This window comes from Parundibacterium terreum (assembly GCF_014636315.1).
Taxonomy (GTDB): Bacteria; Pseudomonadota; Gammaproteobacteria; order Burkholderiales; family Burkholderiaceae_D; genus Undibacterium; species Undibacterium terreum.
In genome coordinates, this window is the sequence record NZ_BMED01000005.1 from 335,797 (window position 1) to 354,797 (window position 19,001).

Below are 19,001 nucleotides of genomic sequence, written 5' to 3' on the forward strand. Positions count from 1 at the left end.
GCAGCATTGATTTCCCTCGTGGAGCGATGACTGTTGTAATGGGGTGTGCGGTGCATGCCCCAATAAGGAGCGGAAATGAGTCAAATTATTGGCGAAAACGCCCAGCATGATGAGCTTTTGACGCGCGTGGGTCATATGACCCGTCTGCTACACGACAGCTTGCGCGGCCTCGGTCTGGATAAGTTGCTAGAGCGTGCGGCCGATGATATTCCGGACGCCAGGGACAGGCTCGAATATGTGGCGCGCATGTCGGAACAGGCTGCGCAGCGGGTGTTAAATGCGACCGATGTCGCTATCCCTCTGCAGGAGTCGCTGGATACCGGCGCAAAGAAAATTTCGGCGGATTTGCAAAGTCTGTTGGGCCAGGCTGCGACGGTAGAGCAATATCAGCAGCAAGCGAGCCAGACTTTGGAGTATTTGAAGTCGGTCAGCGGCAGTAGCGCTGAAACCAAGTCGCATCTGATGGATATCATGATGGCGCAGGATTTTCAGGATCTGACCGGACAAGTGATCAAACGCGTGACTGAGCTGGCGCAAAATCTGGAGCAGCAGTTGGTGCAATTGCTGATCGATTATTCGCCCGGTGAAATCAAGCGCGATACCGGGGATGGTCTGCTGAACGGACCGCAAATCAATCCCACGGGAAATGCCGATGTCGTTGCCGACCAGGGCCAGGTAGATGATTTGCTGGACAGTCTCGGATTTTAAGATTGTGCTTCTTGCTTAATGATCGGGCCGGCGTGGTCGCCTTCAACTATTTACCGTCCATGATCGCCATGGCTTTTTTTAGATTATCCCACTATGAGTGAAGTAAACTTCATCGTCAGAGAACCTTTGCTGGATCCTAAGCAAAAGGTCATCGGTCTCCAGTTGTCCTGGCAGCATCCGTCGGATCAGGCAGAGAATGAAAGCGTGGAAAACCTGGATGCCCTGATGACTTTCGTCGCCGAGCATCTGAATGACGACGACAAGGGCTTCCTGCTGGGCGATAACCTGCTGTTCATAGAAGCAGTTCCTGCTTTATTGCAAACTGAGGGCCTGCGCCTGCTGTCGCCCAAAAATACCGTTCTGATAATGTCAAAGCGTTATTTTGTGGAAGGCCCGGAGCTGGAATTGATCAAGAAGGTCAGGGCGGAAGGTTACGGCATCTCTGTTCGGGGTGGTGACCTCAGCGGCTTGGATCGCACCATGTTGTCTCAGGTCTCGCACGTAGAAGTCCAGCTCGGCGCAGCCAATCTTTCCGCCCAGGCCAAGGCCTACGCAGTGCTGAAGCAACTGTCCGTGCGCATGGTCGCCAGGAAGGTCTCTACCTGGCAGGATTACGATGCATGTTCCGCCCTGGGGCTGGACTGTTTCGTCGGCAAGCTGCATCTGACACCGCGCCCCAGCACCAATCAGAAGGGTCTGAATTCTTCGCAGACCACCATTTTGCAATTGATGGAAATGGTCAGGAAAAATGCCGACATCCAACAACTGGAAGCGGTTGTGAAGCGCGATGCAACCTTGGCGTACAAGCTGCTGCGCTACATTAACTCTGCGGGTTTCGGTCTGCGCACTGAGGTACAGTCGCTGAAGCATGCAGTGCAGATACTCGGATACAGCCCACTGTATCGCTGGTTATCCCTGTTGCTTGCCACGGCGAGCACCAGCGGCTATTCGCCGGTATTGCTGGAAACGGCGATCGTGCGCGGCCGCTTTGCCGAGTTGCTGGGCCAATCCCAGATGTCCAAGAGCGAAGCAGAAAATCTGTTTGTGGCTGGCATGTTCTCCCTGCTGGACCGCTTGCTGGGTATACCGATGGAAGAGGTCTTATCCACGATCCAGTTGCCGGAAGCAGTGACGGAAGCGTTGATTTCCCGCGGTGGCCTGTATGGCCCTTACCTTGCATTGGCAGAGGCCTGTGAACTGAACAGCATGCTGGTCGGTTCTCTTGCGGAATCCCTGGATATTACTCCTGCCGACGTCAACAAAGCCCATTTGTCGGCGCTGGTGTTTGCAAAAAATATCGCTTCCGCAGCTTAAAGACATTTTACGCAATTCACCCGCTTTGCCGAAAACGCTGTACTGGTTTTCGGCATTGTCTTTTTTTGTGCCGCATCTCACACCTACTTTTAGGGTGCCGGTACGGCTTCATTTCCCCAAAATCAAAAAAATTTCCACATGGAAAAAATATTTCAGCATTTCCCACGGAATTGGTGATGCGAAATAAAGGGTAATTTTGCACCTGTTCCCGGCATGAACTGGTGTCACTTTCTACAATAATCGTACCTGTAAATCTGTCAATGCGACGTGTTGTACGCAAGACAGGCGATAACGGGGTTGGCAATGGCCGAAGAAAGTGATCTTGAAAGAACCGAACCGGCGTCGCCGAAGCGCCTGGAACAGGCGCGTGAAGAGGGCGACGTACCGCGTTCGCGCGAACTTTCTACTTGTACTATTTTATTGGCCGCCGGTGCTTCCCTGTGGGGCATGGGGGACGGCTTGATACGCCAGTTGAACCATGCGCTGATCGCAGGGCTCAGCATGGACAGGACACAGGCCTATGATCATGCCGTGCTGTTTGCGCACATAGGCGCCACCTTGATGGACGTGCTGGTCGCCTTTGCGCCCGTCGCCGGGCTGCTGATGCTGGTCGCGCTGGCATCGCCGCTGCTGATAGGCGGCTGGCTGTTCAGCGGCAAAGCCCTGCAACCTAATTTTGGCCGCCTGAATCCGCTGAGTGGTTTGGGCAACATGATTTCTGCGCGTGCAGGTGTGGAACTGCTGAAGGCGGTCGGCAAGACTATTCTGGTCGGTGTGGTGGCCTGGATCGCCATCATGGGGCAGAAAAATGCCATCTTCGGCCTTGCTGTAGAACCCTTGCACGAAGGTCCTGCACATGTCGGCCATATGCTGGGTGTCTGCTTCCTGTCTATTGTTGGTGCGCTGGTGCTGATCGCGGCAATCGATGCGCCTTACCAGATGTGGCATTACGCGAACAAGCTGAAGATGACGCATCAGGAAGTGGTGCAGGAATCCAAGGAAGCCAACGGTAACCCGCAGATCAAGGCCAAGATCCGGGCCCAGCAGCGTGAAATGGCGCGTCGCAGGATGATGTCGGAAGTGCCTACCGCCGATGTAGTCGTCACCAACCCGACCCACTTTGCCGTAGCCCTGAAATATTCCGATGGCGCGATGCGCGCGCCGAAAGTGGTTGCCAAAGGTGCGGACGAAGTCGCTGCGAAAATCCGTGAACTGGCCGCTGCCAACAATGTTCCGCTGCTTGAGGCGCCGCCACTGGCCCGTGCCTTGTACAAGCATACCGATCTGGGCGATGAGATTCCCGAGAAGCTCTATGCAGCCGTGGCCGAGGTGCTGGCCTATGTCTTCCAATTAAAAACTTTCCGTCAACGTGGCGGTAACCGACCGATGCAACCAAATGATTTGCAAGTGCCTGCAGAGCTGGATCCGAATAGCCCCGTTGCGATTGCCGCTGCGGCTGCTGCCAAGAACAAAGCTGCCGGCGCTGATAATGGAGTCGTAGCATGAAGTGGCCTGTATGGATGAAAAAATTCAATAGCAAGGGCATTGCAGCGCCGATATTGATCATCATGATGCTGGCGATGATGATATTGCCGCTGCCTGCGTTTGTGCTGGATATCTTTTTCAGCTTTAACATCGCATTGTCCATCATCGTGCTGCTGACCAGCTTGTACACGATCAAACCGCTGGATTTCATGGCTTTTCCTGCCGTGCTGCTGGTCAGCACGATGCTGCGCCTGTCGCTGAACGTTGCTTCCACCCGTGTTGTTCTGACGGAAGGCCATACCGGGCCGGACGCTGCGGGCAAGGTCATTGAGGCCTTCGGCCACTTCCTGATCGGCGGCAACTACACCGTCGGTATCGTCGTATTTATCATTCTGACCATCATCAACTTTACCGTCGTTACCAAAGGTGCAGGCCGTATCGCCGAGGTGGGCGCGCGTTTCGCATTGGATGCGATGCCAGGTAAGCAGATGGCGATTGATGCCGATCTGAATGCCGGCCTGATCGCCGAGCAGGAAGCCCGCCGCCGCCGTACCGAAGTGGCGCAGGAAGCCGAATTTTACGGCGCGATGGACGGTGCCAGTAAATATGTCCGGGGCGATGCGGTGGCAGGCATTATGGTCACCGTCATTAATATTGTCGGCGGCCTCATTGTCGGCATCATCCAGCATGATCTCGATTTTGCCGCAGCGTTGAAGAACTACACGCTGCTGGCCATCGGTGACGGCCTGGTAGCGCAGATTCCTTCGCTGATCATCTCCACGGCAGCCGGTATCATCGTATCCCGCGTTGCCAGCGAACAGGACATCGGCGGCCAGTTGCTCGGCCAGTTGTTCGCCAAACCGCAAGTCCTGTATATCACCGCCGGCATCGTTGGCGGCATGGGCATCATTCCCGGCATGCCGCATATCGCCTTTATTTTCCTGGCAGCGCTGCTGGCTGGCGCAGGCTACCTGATTTCCAACCGTGGAGAAGTGGTCGAGAAGAAGGAAGAGCCCGCCAAGGCACCGGTCGCTCCGGAAATCGAAGAAGCAACCTGGCAGGACATCATGCCGGTTGACACGCTGGGCCTGGAAGTGGGCTATCGCCTGATTCCGCTGGTGGATAAAGGGCAGGGTGGAGAATTGCTGCGCAGGATCAAGGGCATACGCAAAAAATTCGCGCAGGAAGTGGGTTTCCTGTCGCCGCCGGTGCACATCCGCGACAACCTGGAGTTAAAGCCTTCCGTCTACAGGATTACCCTGAAAGGCGTGGAGGTTGGCACTGGCGAGGCGATTACCGGTCAATACCTGGCGATCAATCCCGGCATGGTTTCCGGTCCCTTGCCCGGCGTCGAAACTACCGACCCTGCATTCGGCCTGCCGGCGATCTGGATCGATGCCGGCATGCGTGAACAGGCCCAATCTATGGGCTATACCGTGGTGGATGCCGGCACGGTGATCGCAACGCACCTGAACCATCTGATTACTTCGCATGCTGCAGAATTGCTCGGCCGCCAGGAAGTGCAGTCGCTGCTGGATCATGTGGCCAAGGATTCGCCTAAGCTGGTCGAGGACCTGGTGCCCAAGCTGATTCCGGTCGCCACCTTGCAGAAAGTCTTGCAAAACCTGCTGGTGGAAGGCGTACATATTCGCGATATGCGCACCATCATTGAAAACCTGTCCGAGCACGCAGTGCAAACGCAGGATGCAGGCGACCTGACAGCATTTGTCCGGATTGCACTGGGCCGCGCGATCGTCCAGCAGATATTCCCGTCCACCAATGAGCTGACGGTCATGACACTGGATAACCGCCTGGAACGACTGCTGATGCAAGCCTTGCAAACCGGCGGCTCTGATGGTTCTGGCATAGAGCCCGGCCTGGCGGATACGCTGGCCAGCCAGACTGAGGCAGCAGCGCAAAACCAGGAAAAACTGGGATTAACGCCGGTATTGCTGGTGCCTGCACCATTGCGCGCCTTGTTGTCGCGCTTTCTGAGAAGAAGTCTGCCGCAGTTGAAAGTGCTGTCGCATGCAGAATTACCTGAAACAAAAACGATTAGAGTTACCAGCCTTGTTGGAGGGCAATCATGAACGTAAGGAAATTTACCGCTAATACTTCGCGTGAAGCGATCAGGATGCTGAAGGACGCTCTTGGTCCTGACGCTGTGATCCTATCGAATCGGAATGTCGGCGGCAAGGTGGAAATCCTGGCGATGGCGGATGAGGCGATCTCATCGATTGCAACGCCGGAACACGAGCGCATGATGGTGCCTGAAGTGGCGAAGATCACGCCGCGTTTCAGCTCTGCCGCACAGGCAGTGCATGCGCCGGCTGCTCCGCTTTTCCAGCAACCGGAACAGCACTTCCAGCATGCACAGTTCCAGCCGCAGTCACAGTCGCAATCACAGCCGCAGGCGCATCAATCGAATCAATCGCAGCAGCAGCGCCCGCAACCGGTTTTTGCAAAACCAGTTGCGAAGCCCGAGGCTGCCATGAAGGAAGGCGGTAACGCCAGCGCCGCGGAAATGTCCAAGATGATGAGCGAGATACGTTCTATGCGGGGCATGCTGGAAGCGCAACTGGCTGAACTTTCCTGGAGCAATACCCAGAAGCGCCAGCCGGTGAAAGCCCAGATACTGAAGGAAATGCTGGCCACCGGCTTCAGCGCCAGCCTGGCGCGCTATCTGGTGGACAAGATGCCTGAACCCGAAACCGTGGCCAGTGGCCTGTCCAGGATCAAGGCGATACTCGCCCACAACCTGACGACCATAGGCAATGAAAACGAAATCCTGGAAAAAGGCGGCGTGTATGCGCTGGTAGGGCCGACCGGTGTCGGCAAGACCACGACCACGGCCAAACTTGCAGCGCGCTGCGTGATGCGCCACGGCCCGGCCAAACTGGCGCTGATTACGACCGATGCCTATCGTATCGGCGGTTACGAGCAGTTGCGCATTTACGGCAAGATCCTTGGCGTGATGGTGCACTCAGTCAAGGATGAAAGCGATCTGCGCATTGCGCTCTCCGAGCTGAAAAACAAGCATACGGTATTGATCGATACGGTCGGCGTAGGCCAGCGCGACAAGATGGTCACCGAGCAGGTGGCGATGCTGTCCGGTGCCGGCAATGACGTCAAGCGCCTGTTATGCCTGAACGCGACTTCCACCGGCGAGACCTTGAGCGAGGTAGTGCGGGCTTATCAGGGAGCTGGGCTGGCAGGTTGTATTTTGACCAAGCTGGATGAGGCGGCAACCATAGGCGGCGCGCTCGATATCATGATACGGCAAAAGTTGAATACCTATTACATCGCCAGCGGGCAGAGGGTTCCAGAAGACTTGCATGTAGCCAACAAGAACTATCTGATAGACCGGGCATTCAAGCTGAAACGCGAAACCGCATCCTTCATGTTCAAGGATGATGAGTTGCCTATGCTGATGGCGAACGCCGCCGCGATGAATAACCGCATGAACAATGTAATGAATGGCAGGGAGGTGAGCTTTGGCTAGATTCGATCAGGCGGAAGGGCTGCGCCGTATGCTGGAAGGGCCCAAGCCACGGGTTGTGACTGTGTTGTCCGCGTTGAGGGAAGACGAAAAAAGCGGCATGCTGGTCAATCTCGGCGTTTCCCTGGCGCGCCAGGGCAAGAATATCCTGATGGTGGATGCCAGGGCCTCTGCCGACAGCATAGGGGCGTGGTTAAATGCGAATCCTGAGCAGACCTTGTTGGACGTTGCCAGACAACAGCGTACAATGCAAGACGCGATTAAAATAGTGTCTTCTGGACTATCTGTGGCCATGTTAGCAAAATATGCACCGGTATCGTCCAGTATCCCGACCGAAAACTCCCGGCGCTTGTCGCGGGTGTTTGATGTGGCGGTGAATCGCTCGGATTTAGTGATAGTCGACGGTGAAATTGATATCAATGACGCATTTCCTCTTGCATCCCTGGATGAAAGTGAGGTCGTAATGCAGGTATCTGCGAATCCAACAACAATTAAAACAGCCTATGGCTTGATCAAGCGTGTAAACAGTCGAATAGGCAGGCGCTCCTATGGCATCATCGTGTCGGGAGCAACAGAGAAAGAAGCAAAATTGGTCTATACCAACATGGCGCAGGCTGCCAGCAGATACCTTGCCGTGCCTTTGCATTTCGTGGGATATGTGCCGGAAGATGAGCACATGAAAAAAGCGGCGCATTTGGGACGCTCGGTCATTGATGCTTTTCCGCTTGCCGGCGCGTCGCTTGCTTTTTACAGGTTGGCAGAGCAAATCGCACTGACCGCCCGTTCGACTTTAAGTTTGCAGGGATTGCCAGAGATAGGTGTTCGTCTCGGAACGTAATTACATATGTACACCGCCAGCGGAAAATCGGATAAAAATTTCTTACTTACGGAGCATGCTCCACTGGTCAAGCGGCTCGCTTACCAGCTAAAAGCCAGGTTGCCGCCCAGCGTAGAGGTGGATGACCTGGTTCAGGCCGGCATGATAGGCTTGCTTGATGCGATCAACCGCTATGAAGACAATCACGGCGCCCAGTTTGAAACCTATGCGATCCAGAGGATACGTGGTGCCATGCTGGATGAGCTGCGCAATAGCGACTGGCTGCCGCGCGGCGTGCGCCAGAATATGCGCAAGATAGAAAATGCAATGAACGCCCTGCAGCAAAAACTGGGACGGCCGCCGCTGGAGACTGAAGTCGCCAAGCAGCTCAAGCTGTCCCTGAGCGACTATCAGGATATGCTGGGCGATAGCGGTGGACATCAACTGGTGTACTACGAAGATTTTCATGATGCGGATACCAGGGAGCATTTCCTTGACCATTACACGTCGGACCAGTCCGGCGATCCTTTGCAGGATCTGCTGAATGGCGACTTTCGCGATGCGGTTATTCACGCGATCGACAGTCTGCCCGAGCGAGAGAAATTGTTGATGGGTTTGTACTACGAACAGGAACTGAATCTGAAGGAAATCGGGGCGGTCATGGGGGTGTCGGAATCCCGTGTATCGCAACTCCATAGCCAGGCGGTAGCCCGGCTCAGGGCATCTTTGAGGGACAGAGCGTGGACTGGTCTAGCCTAGTAGGTTTATTACTGGTGGTCGTCGGCATCCTGTTTGGGCAGGTGCTGGAGGGCGGCCGCATTTCTTCGCTGGTGCAACCGGCTGCGTTTGTCATTGTCGTAGTGGCGACGATAGGCGCCGTGATGCTGCAAAGCCGGATGCCGGTTTTTATCCGCGGCGTACGCATGCTCAAGTGGATCATCAATTCACCGGAAGACAATACCAAGAAAACCATACAGGATGCGATGGTCTGGAGCAGTGTCGCCCGCCGCGAAGGTTTCCTGAGCCTGGAGCGTTATATGCAGTCCTCCAAGGATCCGTTCATCGCCAAGGGCTTGAGGCTGGTGATAGACGGTATCGATCCGTCCAGGTTGAAGGACATTCTGGATGTGGACATCTCCTTGTATGAGATGGAGCAAAGGCAAGCGGTCAAGATCTGGGAATCCGCCGGCGGCTATTCGCCGACTATCGGCATCCTGGGGGCGGTGCTTGGACTGATACACGTGATGGAAAACCTGACGGACCCCAGCAAGCTGGGCAGCGGCATTGCCGTCGCTTTTGTGGCAACCATCTACGGCGTGGGCCTGGCGAATCTGTTTTTCCTCCCTGTCAGCAATAAGCTGAAAGAGATCATTTCGCGCGAAGTCATACGCAGGGAAATGCTGGCGGATATTTTCTTCAGCATTGCACTGGGTGACAGCACCCGCCTGGTGGAAGAGCGGCTCTCCAATCATCGCCAGGCAACGGCTTAAGCGGTCAACACCATGGCAAGGAAACGATATCAGGAAGAACCGGACAACCACGACAGGTGGCTGGTTTCCTACGCGGATTTCATTACCTTGCTGTTTGCATTTTTTGTTGTCATGTATGCGATTTCTTCGCTCAACGAAGGAAAATACAGGGTGCTGTCGAATGCGCTGACGGGTGCCTTCGGCAAGGTCATGATCGTCACGCCCAAGCAGCCGGAAATTGCCCCTTCACCGACCATCAAGCTCGATCCTCTCCCCATCGTCAAGAAAAACACCGAAGCCTTACACAAGGAGCGTGAGCAGATGACCGGCGTTGCCAGGGATATCCTGGCGGTGCTGGAGCCGCTGGTGCGCGAGGGCAAGGTGCGGGTCACGCAGACCAGCCGCGGGGTGACGATAGACATCAATGCCAGCGTGCTGTTTGCACCGGGCGAAGCGAAATTGACCGAAGATTCAAGTCAGGCGCTGAAGGCGATTGCATCTGTGCTGAAGAATGACAATCACTCGATCCAGGTGGAAGGGCATACCGATAATCTGCCTATAAAGAACTCCATTTTCCCTTCCAACTGGGAATTGTCTGCCGTGCGTGCCAGCACTGTCGTACGGCTGTTTTCTGAAAACGGTGTCGATGAAGGGCGCCTGACTGCAGTAGGGCAGGGCCCGAAACTGCCGGTAGGCGCCAACGACACGCCGGAGGGGCGTTCCAGGAATCGCCGGGTTACCGTCACGATACTGGCACTACTACCGGACAATCCGATTGATGTCCCGGTTACCGCATCGGACAAAAAGCCGGCAAATCCCTGATCCGGATTTGCGCTGGGCCATATGGAATTGGTGCGCGTCCTGAGATGCTACTAACTTCTATTAGCGCCGAGCTTGGGCTCCGTCGATGCGTGGCGCCGCTTTTATTGATTTCTCGATGCGCCTGATGGAAGCATGTAATCCATTTTGTAGCTATGCTTGCCGCGGTCGATTTCAATAGCCATTGATCCACTTAGTCCGGCCAGTTCATCGGTGCCGGAGTCGGGTACCACAGTCAATTGCAGTTGTGACGCGCCGCGATTCATCGTGCCGCTATGCTGCAGAACGAAGCTGCCTTTGCGCCCTTGCAAAGTGCCAGTCACCCGCTCCAGCGCCACATAGCCGGCCGAGCCTTGCACCTCTGTGCGTATGGCCAGCATTTCACCGAGGCTGGTTCCAGCCAGATCACCGCGAAATTGCTTATCAATCGTCATGCGGCCAATATGTGCGGCCTCAATGCCGGGTGTTGCTGTTTGCGGCGTCAATTTGACGTCAAATGATCCTGCTGCCTGCATTTTTGATGTCTCCTTTGTGGTTGGCGGCGATTGCTGATCGGTACCGGCGTGTGCCGCCGTGAGCAGGCCAAGAAAAAGAGCCAGCGCCGCCATGCAAGCCCGTCTGTCTAATAGCACAAGCATCATTCGCACAATCATCATTGTCATCCTGTAAAATTTTGCAACGCGCATCCTGCGCAATGCGAGGACATGAATGTATCAGGAGAGGCAGAACCGATGATTGGAAAAACGCGACAAGCTAAATGGACTGGCAGCAAATGAGCGCTGAACCTGGCAAGCCGCGTGGCGTATTGCGACCGCAACCCGCATCGGGCAATTTCCAGCATGAACGCCGCGTCGCATCGGCATTGCTTGCAGATTTTGTGGAGCATTACTGGTATGTTCGCTGGGATCCGCGCGAGCTTCCGCCCGTGCAGCAAGCGACGCTGCCTCATCCCAATGTGCATCTGGTGATAGAGCGGAATGAGGCTAACATCTACGGAGTGCAAAGTAAGCGTTTTGAGCGACGTCTGGAAGGATTGGATTTCGTTTTCGGCATCAAATTCAGGGCGGGCGGCTTCTATCCTTTCCTTAAATCCCCTGTATCTGCCCTGGCCAACGGCATCCTTCCCGTACAGTCCGTATTCGCATCCGCAGGGCAGGGTTTGATGCCACGCATAACTGCCTGCATCGACTTTGATGCGATGGTTGGAGTGGCGGAAGCCTTCCTGCTTGATCACTTGCCCCTGCCCGATCCCAACGTCGTGCGCGCCAGCGTGCTTGTTGCAGCAGTAGCAGACGATCTTTGCATGACGTCGGTGGACCAGTTAATGACAAAAGCAGGGATGGACAAGCGTTCTCTACAGCGGCTATTCCAGAAATACGTGGGTATTGGGCCGAAATGGGTGATCAGGCGCTATCGTCTGCATGAGGCAATTGAGCGTATTCAAAACTATACGAACGTCAATTGGGTGGAATTGGCGTTAGAGCTTGGCTATTTCGATCAGTCTCATTTTGTACGGGATTTTAGCGCCCTGATAGGCCAGTCGCCGGCTGAGTATGCGCGCTCTTTGGGCAAAGGTGGCGCAAGCTGATTGCCGCTCTCTTCGGTGGCGAAAAAGCGGGTGCTTGGCGCAAGTCGAATGACTATCCAGGCCGGTCCGGCCTGGCATATTCGCATCCAAAAACAGAGGGGTAGTGAGGCGCGGATTAGCGCGCAGCGAAACCGCGGCCAGCGGATGTGCTGACGGTAGTGTGGCCGCTAGGGCCGTAGAATGAGCCGGCGGCAACGCTCGGGTCATTTTGCTGCAGGATCTTGAGCGCACTTTGCGTGACATTCATGTGCCGGTTGATCAACAAGCCGTTAGTGCGATTGTTTTCGTTCGCTTTGCCGGTTACCGCGAGAAGGGTCGCCCAGCATTGTGCTGTTTCCGATTCGCTTGTTACTTGCTTCAGCCAGCTTTGTACGCCTGCGGCGTCACCGCTAAAGCCCAGGTTTAGCAGATGTTTGTTGCGTGATTTTTCCAAAGCTGAAATATCGGTAACAGCTTTGACTTTATTCACCGTGACCTGCGCGAGATCTTCTACGTTGCCACTGACAAGTACCACTTGCTCTTTCTCCAGCAATTCAGCTAAAGAGGTCATCGCCTTTACTTCTTCTTGCAGGCATTCGAGCAGATTGGTTGTTGTCAGGTTCATTATCAACGTTTTCTAGAATTTAACAGGTCTTTCACCGTATCCAGGAGTCCGTCAGCGACCTTGTCGGAATTGACCTGGAAACGGCCCTCCGATATTGCCAGCTTGATCTCTTCCACTTTCTTCGTGGCAAACACTGCACTACCGGCCTGTGCACTTTGCACGCCTTGCAGTTGAGTGGACAAATTGGAAATCTGCACGCTATGTGACGGCGTACTCGCAACTTCCGTTTTATCTGCCGCTTTTTCGGTACGGGCTTGCGCCGGACTGTTTGCAGGCAGTCCGCCGGTCTTCTTCAGTGCGTCATCAATTTTCACAGCATTACCCTCACTTATGGGATTCATATACATCATTACACCATGTATATCGGCTGCGTTATTTCAAACTTTAACATTACTTGCGGAAATATTTTGTTAGTCTGCTATGGCTACTCTGCGGTTACTGTTTTTGCGCAGCAATTACTTGCTAATATGTTACTTCTATTTGGCCGCCAGCTTTGGCAATTCCACTTAATACCTGGCCTGACAAAGTGCGTGCTTTCACTATCTGTCCCTCCGCCGCATTATTCAAGGCCAGCGCATCTGTGGAGACCTGGAATCCGCTTCCCTTGCTGGTTACCCTTACAGACTGGCCTTGCTGTATGACGGGAATATTGCGTAGATTGTCCATACGCAATAATGTCCCGGATGCAATAGACATCGTCATCGTGCGCCCGATTGCCTGCTCAGGGCTGGTAATCACGCCGGCAGGCAAATTGGATAACTCCCCCTTAACCTTAGCGAGATCCGTCAGGGTCAGCGTTTGGCCCTGGGATATTGAGTTGGCGGCAACATAGTAATCCCCGCTAACCCGGACATTGGCAGTCATATACACAAGCCATGCTGTGGGGGTGGTGCAGCGTACTCCGACCGAAATCTTGCCCCAGGGTTTGCTTCCTTTCGGCAAGAAGGGCGCCAGATTGTCACAGGTAGCGAGCTTGAGACGCGAGTCTATCGGCCCCAGCGTAATATTGACTTCACCCGGTTGGCCCTGAGCCTGTATTTTCAGGAATTCCTCTGCCGCGGCGCGTACCGTAGCCTGGTCCTGGTACTGCACCGGTGCCGTCGCCTGTGCCCATCCGAATTGGCAGAATGCCATCAACATCAGTGCGCCTAATTTTTTCATGGTGACCTTCAATCTAGCCTTTGCTTGCCCTCGTGACATCAATGCTTTCTGTCAGTGGCGGTATGGCTAGATTCTATGATTTGCCCACAGATTTGAATCCTTGAACAGACAGGTTTTTGCCGTCTTTCTCTGTCGATCAAGCTTGGACGTGGGTACTTAACATGCAAGGTATCGAAAACCGTTTTGGTGGATGTTGTCGCAAGGCAACCTGAGGCGGGGAATTGGAGGAAATATGGTCAGCAAACTAGATGATTTTTTTCGCTTTCAAACCACCGCCCTGAGCATCAGGGGCGAGAGGCAACAATTGATTGCGTCCAATATCGCCAATGCGGATACGCCTAATTATAAGGCTAAGGATATCGATTTTACATCGGCATTGAATAATGCTCTGGGCCGCAGCAATGCGAGCAACGGTAGCCAGGTGCCGGAGGCATTGACTAAAACCTCGCCTCAGCACCTGGATATCAAGGGTAGTGCGGCTGCGGGCTTGCCACTGTATCGCGGAACCGTCCAAGGCGCGGTCGATGGTAATACCGTGGATATGGATGTGGAACAAAATCAATTTACCGACAATGCTCTGCGTTACGAAGCTGGCCTGACGATGATCAATGGTCAGATCAAAGGCATGCTTGCTGCCATACAAGGCTAAGAAGGGTAATCATCATGTCGCTATTTAATGTATTCAATGTTGCCGGTTCTGCGATGAGTGCGCAAGCGCAACGGCTGAACGTGGTCTCCAGCAATCTGGCCAATGCCGATAGCGTGACCAGTTCCGATGGTCAGCCGTATAAGGCGAAACAGGTGGTATTCAGCGCTACGCCGCTGGCCGGCACGCCATCCACCGGCGTGAAGGTAAAGGAGGTTGTGGAAGACAGCACACCGCCTAAACTGATGTACGACCCCAAGCATCCGCTTGCCGATGAAAAAGGCTATGTCGCGATGCCGAATGTGAATGTGGTCGAAGAAATGGTCAATATGATTTCTGCATCCCGCTCGTATCAAACCAACGTTGAAACAATGAATTCTGCCAAGGCCATGTTGCTGAAAACACTGACGCTAGGCCAATAAAGTAAAAAGGTAAATACCATGTCCGTACAATCCACCAGCACCGTTGATCCTACCTTGCTTGCCACGATGAATGGCACCAAGACGGCGACAGATACTACCCAGGAGGCACAGGATCGTTTTTTGAAGCTGCTGGTAACGCAGATGCAAAACCAGGATCCGCTGAACCCCATGGACAATGCACAGGTGACTAGCCAGCTCGCCCAGCTGTCCACTGTCACCGGTATCGATAAGCTGAATACCTCGGTTGTTTCTTTGGGCGCCAGCTTGCAGTCTTCGCAAATCCTGCAGGCTTCCAGCATGATCAATCACGGTGTGCTGGCAGAAGGGTCGTCAATGATACTTGCCAAGACGAGTTCGGATGCCAATGCCGCCAGCGCAGCGATCTACGGTGTGGAACTGCCGCAGGATACCAGCGCCGTCAGCGTGACGATCAAGGACTCTACCGGTGCGGTTGTGCGTAAATTGGATCTGGGTGCGCTGCCGGCCGGCGTGAATCCTCTGACCTGGGATGGCAAGACGACTGCGGGCACCGTTGCGCCGGATGGCGCCTACACCTTTGAATTCTCGGCAACGTCTGCCGGCAAGACGATAGATGCGACGCCTCTAGGTTTTGGCGTGATTTCCAGCGTTGCCTCCGGCACTTCGGGCATTAAATTATCCGTCGCCAATATTGGCGAAATCGGCTTGTCGGACATCAAACAGGTTTACTAATTTAGTTTTTTTATCAGAGATCAGTGTGCCGCTTGGTTCACACATTTAGGGGAAATAATCATGAGTTTCGGACAAGGGTTGAGTGGCCTGAATGCTTCATCCAAACAGCTGGATGTCATCGGCAATAATATCGCCAATGCACAGACGGTGGGTTTCAAGGCGGCACAAGCGCAGTTTGCCGACGTCTATGCGAACTCCTTGAACGGCTCCGGAGCTGGCCAGGTCGGTATCGGCGTCAAAGTAGCAACGGTGGCACAGCAGTTCACGCAGGGGAATATTTCTCCCACCCAGAATCCGCTGGATATCGCGATCAGCGGCCCCGGCTTTTTCCGTATGTCGGACAATGGTGCGGTCAGCTATACCCGTAACGGCCAGTTCCATCTGGATGACAATGGCTTCATCGTCAATGCACAAGGGCTGAACCTGACCGGCTATCCTGTCGGTAGCACCGGGCTGATACTCGCCGGCACGCCCGTGCCTTTGCACATCAATACCGCGGACCAGCCGCCAAAAGCGACTACTGAGGCGGATACGATCATCAACCTGGATTCCCGGGCAACCATACCTACAGTTCCTGCGTTCAACCCTCTTGATCCTAACAGCTATACGCAGAAGACGCCGGTGGATATCTACGATACGCTGGGTAACAAGCACACTCTGGAAACATTTTATGTGAAGACCGCGCCCGTCCCTCCTGCTACAGGCGTCGGTGAATATGATATTTATTCCACATTGGATGGAGTGCCTGTTGTCACGGCCACAGGTACTCCGGGTTTGATCGGCCATGCGGTCTTTGATACGTTGGGCAAGCTTGACCCGCTAGCGACGACACCGGTCACTACTCCTCCGTTCACATTTAGCATGGATATTGGTGCGGTTACTACAGCGGCTGGCGCGGCACCGCAGACGATTACTTACTCCATCACCGGAAGCACGCAATTTGGTGCTGCCTATAGCCTGAACGCGCTGCATCAGGATGGTTTTACATCCGGCAAACTTTCAAAATTCAATACCGGCAAGGACGGTACTATCCTGGGCACTTACACCAATGGCCAGACTGCGGTGCTGGGCCAGGTCATTCTGTCCAACTTTACCGATCCCAACGGCTTGCAATCGATAGGCGATAACCAGTGGGTGGAAACGTCGGAATCCGGACCTCCGTTGGCAGGCGTGCCTTCTTCTAGCGGTCTCGGGACGCTGACCTCATCGGCGACCGAAGATTCCAATACCGATTTGACCGGTGAACTGGTGAACATGATTACTGCGCAGCGCGTCTATCAGGCCAACGCACAGACGATCAAAACCGAAGATCAGATCCTGCAAACCCTGGTCAATCTGAGATAACAGGCTAAGCAGGAATGATTAAAGCAAAGCAGATACGGCTTGCAGCGGGTAGGAAAACGCTGTTGACTGGAACAGCGAGGGAGGCAAGATGGATCGCTTGATTTATACCGCGATGACGGGTGCAAAACACATCCTGGAGCAGCAGGCGACCACGTCGAATAATCTTGCCAACACTTCCACGACCGGTTTTCGCGCCCAGTTGGACTCTTTTCGCGCGGTGCCGGTCATCAGTGACGGTTTGCCTACGCGAGCATTTGTCGTGGATGCCACCGTAGGCACTGATTTCTCTACAGGCGCCCTGCAAATGACCGGTCGCAGCCTGGACGTCGCCGTACAGGGCAAGGGCTGGCTAGTTGTGCAACAGCCTGACGGTACCGAGGCCTATACCCGCAGCGGCAGTTTGAAGCTGACTGAAAATGGCGTTCTGCAGACGCAGAACGGACTTAATGTGCTCGGCGATACGGGGCCAATCACCATACCTCCGGATATCAATCTCACCATAGGGACGGACGGCACCATTTCCAGTGCGCCCAATACCGGCCAGCTTAATTCGGTCAACGTGATAGGGCGCTTGAAGCTGGTCAATCCGGACGAGAATAATCTGGTGCGCGGCGATGACGGCCTGTTCAAGACCAAGGACGGCGTTCCTGCTGAAAATGACCCTAACGTATCTGTCGTCGATGGCACTTTGGAAAACAGCAACGTCAATATCGTGGATGCGATGGTGTCGATGATTAACCTGGGCCGTGCGTTCGAGATGCAAATGAAGCTTTTGCAAAATGCCGAGAGTAACGCCACTAAAGCCGATCAACTCCTCGCTTTGAGCTGAGTCCGGCTGACGTAAAGTAGGGCATGGCTAGAGCATAAGCCGTAAAACAGAATGAATATTGCAACGATGGATACACCGCAGCGACCAGGAGAAAGAAAATGATACGTTCACTATGGATAGCCAAAACAGGTCTAGATGCGCAGCAGACCCAGATGGACGTCATCAGTAATAACTTGGCCAACGTCAGCACGACCGGCTTCAAGCGCTCGCGCGCGGTGTTTGAGGATTTGCTGTACCAAAACATACGCCAACCGGGTGCACAGAGTTCGCAGCAGACACAACTGCCTTCGGGTTTGCAAATCGGTACCGGTGTACGCCCGGTTGCAACCGAGCGCATCCATACCCAGGGTAATCTGCAGGCGGCAGGCGCCAAGGATCTCGCGATACAGGGTGAGGGTTTTTTCCAGGTGCTGCTGCCCGATGGCACAACGGCGTATACCCGTGACGGCTCTTTTCAGACCGATAACCAGGGGCAGTTGACGACGTCCAGCGGTTACGTGATCCAGCCGGCGATAACGATCCCGGCCAATACGCTTAGTATCACGGTTGCCTCCGATGGTACCGTATCGGTGACTCAGCCTGGCACGATTGCCTCCACCCAGGTTGGATCGATTACGCTAGCGACCTTTATCAATCCTACCGGCCTGTTGTCTACCGGGCAAAATCTGTACCAGGAGACGGCGGCATCGGGTGCTCCCAGCACCAATACTCCGGGCACGAACGGTGCCGGTTCCATCGCGCAAAACTATGTTGAAACCTCCAACGTCAATGTGGCGGAAGAGCTGGTCAACATGATACAAACGCAGCGCGCTTACGAGATCAACAGCAAGGCGATCACTACTTCCGACCAGATGCTGCAACGCCTGACGCAACTGTGAGTTTGCCATGAAATCATCCGCATTCTTTTCTGCTACTGCCGCAATGGCCGTTTTGGTCTCAATGGCATTAAGCGCTTGTTCCACGATTCCCGAGCCTATCGTGCAAAGGCCGATGACGGCGACACCCGCTACTGCGCTTCCGCAGCGGGATATGAATGGGGCAATTTTTCAGAATTCTACTTATCGTCCGCTGTTTGAAGATTCACGTGCGCGGCTGGTCGGCGATACGCTGACGATTTCTATCAGCGAGAATACCTCCGCCGGTAAAACCGCTGCCAGCTCAGGCAGCAAGACAGGGTCGGTTTCGATTGCCACGCCTTCCTTGCTTGGCTTGCCAAGCTCCATCACATCCAGGGCAAATGCTTCCAGTTCCGGATCGAATTCCTATAGCGACAAGGGAGCCCAAACTTCCAGCAATACCTTTACCGGTGTGATTGCGGTCACCGTGATCGACGTGCTGTCCAACGGCAATTTGCTGGTCAGCGGTGAAAAGCAGTTGGGCTTCGATAAAGGCGCCGAGTATGTGCGCTTCTCCGGCATAGTCAATCCGCGCACTATCGCTGCCGGCAATCTGGTTGCCTCCACGCAGGTGGCCGATGCACGCTTCGAATACCGTTCTACGACCAGGGTCGATAAAGCTGAAATCAATTCCATGCTGAACAGGTTTTTCCTGAGCTTTGTTCCGCTTTGATGCTGTGAAATGAGAA

The 19,001-nt window shown here is 54.4% G+C and carries 21 protein-coding genes; 17 read left to right on the plus strand and 4 right to left on the minus strand.

From position 1 onward, the window contains the following. Positions 1 to 75: 75 nt before the first annotated feature. The 9 genes from cheZ (at position 76) to motD (ending at position 10,114) form a co-directional block, all read left to right on the plus strand. Complete coding sequence (cheZ, locus tag IEW12_RS22270; RefSeq protein WP_188568308.1) at positions 76 to 708, plus strand: protein phosphatase CheZ; 633 nt, start codon at positions 76 to 78, stop codon at positions 706 to 708. A gap of 93 nt (positions 709 to 801) precedes the next feature. Beyond that, positions 802 to 2,022 (plus strand): EAL and HDOD domain-containing protein, encoded by a 1,221-nt coding sequence (locus IEW12_RS22275; protein WP_188568309.1) that lies wholly within the window; start codon positions 802 to 804, stop codon positions 2,020 to 2,022. 303 nt (positions 2,023 to 2,325) lie between these two features. Further along, complete coding sequence (flhB, locus tag IEW12_RS22280) at positions 2,326 to 3,528, plus strand: flagellar biosynthesis protein FlhB (RefSeq protein ID WP_188568310.1); 1,203 nt, start codon at positions 2,326 to 2,328, stop codon at positions 3,526 to 3,528. Then, entirely contained in the window at positions 3,525 to 5,597 is a 2,073-nt protein-coding gene (flhA, locus tag IEW12_RS22285) for a flagellar biosynthesis protein FlhA (protein WP_229751282.1), read from the plus strand. The genes flhB and flhA overlap by 4 nt, the downstream gene beginning before the upstream one ends. After that, entirely contained in the window at positions 5,594 to 7,009 is a 1,416-nt protein-coding gene (flhF, locus tag IEW12_RS22290; RefSeq protein ID WP_188568311.1) for a flagellar biosynthesis GTPase FlhF, read from the plus strand. The genes flhA and flhF overlap by 4 nt, the downstream gene beginning before the upstream one ends. Positions 7,010 to 7,106: 97 nt before the next feature. Continuing rightward, the gene (locus IEW12_RS22295) at positions 7,107 to 7,844 is read left to right on the plus strand and encodes a MinD/ParA family ATP-binding protein (protein ID WP_229751283.1); all 738 of its coding nucleotides are present in this window, start codon (positions 7,107 to 7,109) and stop codon (positions 7,842 to 7,844) included. 6 nt (positions 7,845 to 7,850) lie between these two features. Beyond that, entirely contained in the window at positions 7,851 to 8,582 is a 732-nt protein-coding gene (locus IEW12_RS22300; protein WP_188568313.1) for an RNA polymerase sigma factor FliA, read from the plus strand. Continuing rightward, positions 8,564 to 9,313: a flagellar motor protein gene (locus IEW12_RS22305; protein ID WP_188568314.1), complete on the plus strand. Its 750-nt coding sequence runs from the start codon at positions 8,564 to 8,566 to the stop codon at positions 9,311 to 9,313. The genes IEW12_RS22300 and IEW12_RS22305 overlap by 19 nt, the downstream gene beginning before the upstream one ends. Before the next feature lie 12 nt (positions 9,314 to 9,325). After that, positions 9,326 to 10,114 carry a flagellar motor protein MotD gene (gene motD, locus IEW12_RS22310; RefSeq protein WP_188568315.1) on the plus strand — a complete coding sequence of 263 codons (789 nt, stop codon included), beginning with the start codon at positions 9,326 to 9,328 and terminating at the stop codon, positions 10,112 to 10,114. A 101-nt stretch (positions 10,115 to 10,215) separates the two neighbouring features. On the opposite strand, the gene IEW12_RS22315 is transcribed toward motD, so the two are convergent. After that, on the minus strand, positions 10,216 to 10,626 hold the full coding sequence (locus IEW12_RS22315; protein ID WP_188568316.1) for a DUF3224 domain-containing protein: 411 nt from the start codon (positions 10,624 to 10,626) through the stop codon (positions 10,216 to 10,218). A gap of 257 nt (positions 10,627 to 10,883) precedes the next feature. On the opposite strand from IEW12_RS22315, the gene IEW12_RS22320 reads away from it, so the two are divergent. Continuing rightward, a complete protein-coding gene (locus IEW12_RS22320) occupies positions 10,884 to 11,699 on the plus strand; it encodes a helix-turn-helix domain-containing protein (RefSeq protein ID WP_188568317.1) in 816 nt (271 codons plus the stop codon). A gap of 115 nt (positions 11,700 to 11,814) precedes the next feature. Here the strand turns inward: IEW12_RS22320 and IEW12_RS22325 are convergent, their stop codons facing one another. From IEW12_RS22325 to flgA, 3 genes are all read right to left on the minus strand, one after another. Further along, positions 11,815 to 12,303 (minus strand): flagella synthesis protein FlgN, encoded by a 489-nt coding sequence (locus IEW12_RS22325; protein ID WP_188568318.1) that lies wholly within the window; start codon positions 12,301 to 12,303, stop codon positions 11,815 to 11,817. A gap of 2 nt (positions 12,304 to 12,305) precedes the next feature. Further along, entirely contained in the window at positions 12,306 to 12,617 is a 312-nt protein-coding gene (gene flgM, locus IEW12_RS22330) for a flagellar biosynthesis anti-sigma factor FlgM (RefSeq protein WP_188568319.1), read from the minus strand. Positions 12,618 to 12,765: 148 nt separating this feature from the next. Then, positions 12,766 to 13,464, minus strand: a complete 699-nt coding sequence (flgA, locus tag IEW12_RS22335; protein WP_188568320.1) for a flagellar basal body P-ring formation chaperone FlgA — start codon at positions 13,462 to 13,464, stop codon at positions 12,766 to 12,768. Between the two features lie 232 nt (positions 13,465 to 13,696). Between flgA and flgB the strand changes: the two genes are divergently transcribed. From flgB to IEW12_RS22370, 7 genes are all read left to right on the plus strand, one after another. After that, a complete protein-coding gene (flgB, locus tag IEW12_RS22340; RefSeq protein ID WP_188568321.1) occupies positions 13,697 to 14,113 on the plus strand; it encodes a flagellar basal body rod protein FlgB in 417 nt (138 codons plus the stop codon). A gap of 14 nt (positions 14,114 to 14,127) precedes the next feature. Further along, entirely contained in the window at positions 14,128 to 14,532 is a 405-nt protein-coding gene (gene flgC / locus IEW12_RS22345; RefSeq protein ID WP_188568322.1) for a flagellar basal body rod protein FlgC, read from the plus strand. A gap of 18 nt (positions 14,533 to 14,550) precedes the next feature. Beyond that, the gene (locus IEW12_RS22350) at positions 14,551 to 15,243 is read left to right on the plus strand and encodes a flagellar hook assembly protein FlgD (protein WP_188568323.1); all 693 of its coding nucleotides are present in this window, start codon (positions 14,551 to 14,553) and stop codon (positions 15,241 to 15,243) included. A gap of 60 nt (positions 15,244 to 15,303) precedes the next feature. Further along, on the plus strand, positions 15,304 to 16,587 hold the full coding sequence (gene flgE / locus IEW12_RS22355) for a flagellar hook protein FlgE (protein ID WP_188568324.1): 1,284 nt from the start codon (positions 15,304 to 15,306) through the stop codon (positions 16,585 to 16,587). An 88-nt stretch (positions 16,588 to 16,675) separates the two neighbouring features. Next, positions 16,676 to 17,416, plus strand: a complete 741-nt coding sequence (flgF, locus tag IEW12_RS22360) for a flagellar basal-body rod protein FlgF (protein WP_188568325.1) — start codon at positions 16,676 to 16,678, stop codon at positions 17,414 to 17,416. 98 nt (positions 17,417 to 17,514) lie between these two features. Beyond that, the gene (gene flgG, locus IEW12_RS22365; RefSeq protein WP_188568326.1) at positions 17,515 to 18,294 is read left to right on the plus strand and encodes a flagellar basal-body rod protein FlgG; all 780 of its coding nucleotides are present in this window, start codon (positions 17,515 to 17,517) and stop codon (positions 18,292 to 18,294) included. Between the two features lie 7 nt (positions 18,295 to 18,301). After that, on the plus strand, positions 18,302 to 18,985 hold the full coding sequence (locus IEW12_RS22370) for a flagellar basal body L-ring protein FlgH (RefSeq protein WP_188568327.1): 684 nt from the start codon (positions 18,302 to 18,304) through the stop codon (positions 18,983 to 18,985). The last annotated feature ends 16 nt before the right edge of the window (positions 18,986 to 19,001 follow it).

Bases quoted from the DNA above. Each gene is read 5' to 3' on its own strand.
- cheZ (WP_188568308.1), top strand. From the start codon at position 76: ATGAGTCAAATTATTGGCGAAAACGCCCAGCATGATGAGCTTTTGACG.
- IEW12_RS22275 (WP_188568309.1), top strand. From the start codon at position 802: ATGAGTGAAGTAAACTTCATCGTCAGAGAACCTTTGCTGGATCCTAAG.
- flhB (WP_188568310.1), top strand. From the start codon at position 2,326: ATGGCCGAAGAAAGTGATCTTGAAAGAACCGAACCGGCGTCGCCGAAG.
- flhA (WP_229751282.1), top strand. From the start codon at position 3,525: ATGAAGTGGCCTGTATGGATGAAAAAATTCAATAGCAAGGGCATTGCA.
- flhF (WP_188568311.1), top strand. From the start codon at position 5,594: ATGAACGTAAGGAAATTTACCGCTAATACTTCGCGTGAAGCGATCAGG.
- IEW12_RS22295 (WP_229751283.1), top strand. From the start codon at position 7,107: ATGCTGGTCAATCTCGGCGTTTCCCTGGCGCGCCAGGGCAAGAATATC.
- IEW12_RS22300 (WP_188568313.1), top strand. From the start codon at position 7,851: ATGTACACCGCCAGCGGAAAATCGGATAAAAATTTCTTACTTACGGAG.
- motD (WP_188568315.1), top strand. From the start codon at position 9,326: ATGGCAAGGAAACGATATCAGGAAGAACCGGACAACCACGACAGGTGG.
- IEW12_RS22315 (WP_188568316.1), bottom strand. From the start codon at position 10,626: ATGCAGGCAGCAGGATCATTTGACGTCAAATTGACGCCGCAAACAGCA.
- IEW12_RS22320 (WP_188568317.1), top strand. From the start codon at position 10,884: ATGAGCGCTGAACCTGGCAAGCCGCGTGGCGTATTGCGACCGCAACCC.
- IEW12_RS22325 (WP_188568318.1), bottom strand. From the start codon at position 12,303: ATGAACCTGACAACAACCAATCTGCTCGAATGCCTGCAAGAAGAAGTA.
- flgA (WP_188568320.1), bottom strand. From the start codon at position 13,464: ATGAAAAAATTAGGCGCACTGATGTTGATGGCATTCTGCCAATTCGGA.
- flgB (WP_188568321.1), top strand. From the start codon at position 13,697: ATGGTCAGCAAACTAGATGATTTTTTTCGCTTTCAAACCACCGCCCTG.
- flgC (WP_188568322.1), top strand. From the start codon at position 14,128: ATGTCGCTATTTAATGTATTCAATGTTGCCGGTTCTGCGATGAGTGCG.
- IEW12_RS22350 (WP_188568323.1), top strand. From the start codon at position 14,551: ATGTCCGTACAATCCACCAGCACCGTTGATCCTACCTTGCTTGCCACG.
- flgE (WP_188568324.1), top strand. From the start codon at position 15,304: ATGAGTTTCGGACAAGGGTTGAGTGGCCTGAATGCTTCATCCAAACAG.
- flgF (WP_188568325.1), top strand. From the start codon at position 16,676: ATGGATCGCTTGATTTATACCGCGATGACGGGTGCAAAACACATCCTG.
- flgG (WP_188568326.1), top strand. From the start codon at position 17,515: ATGATACGTTCACTATGGATAGCCAAAACAGGTCTAGATGCGCAGCAG.
- IEW12_RS22370 (WP_188568327.1), top strand. From the start codon at position 18,302: ATGAAATCATCCGCATTCTTTTCTGCTACTGCCGCAATGGCCGTTTTG.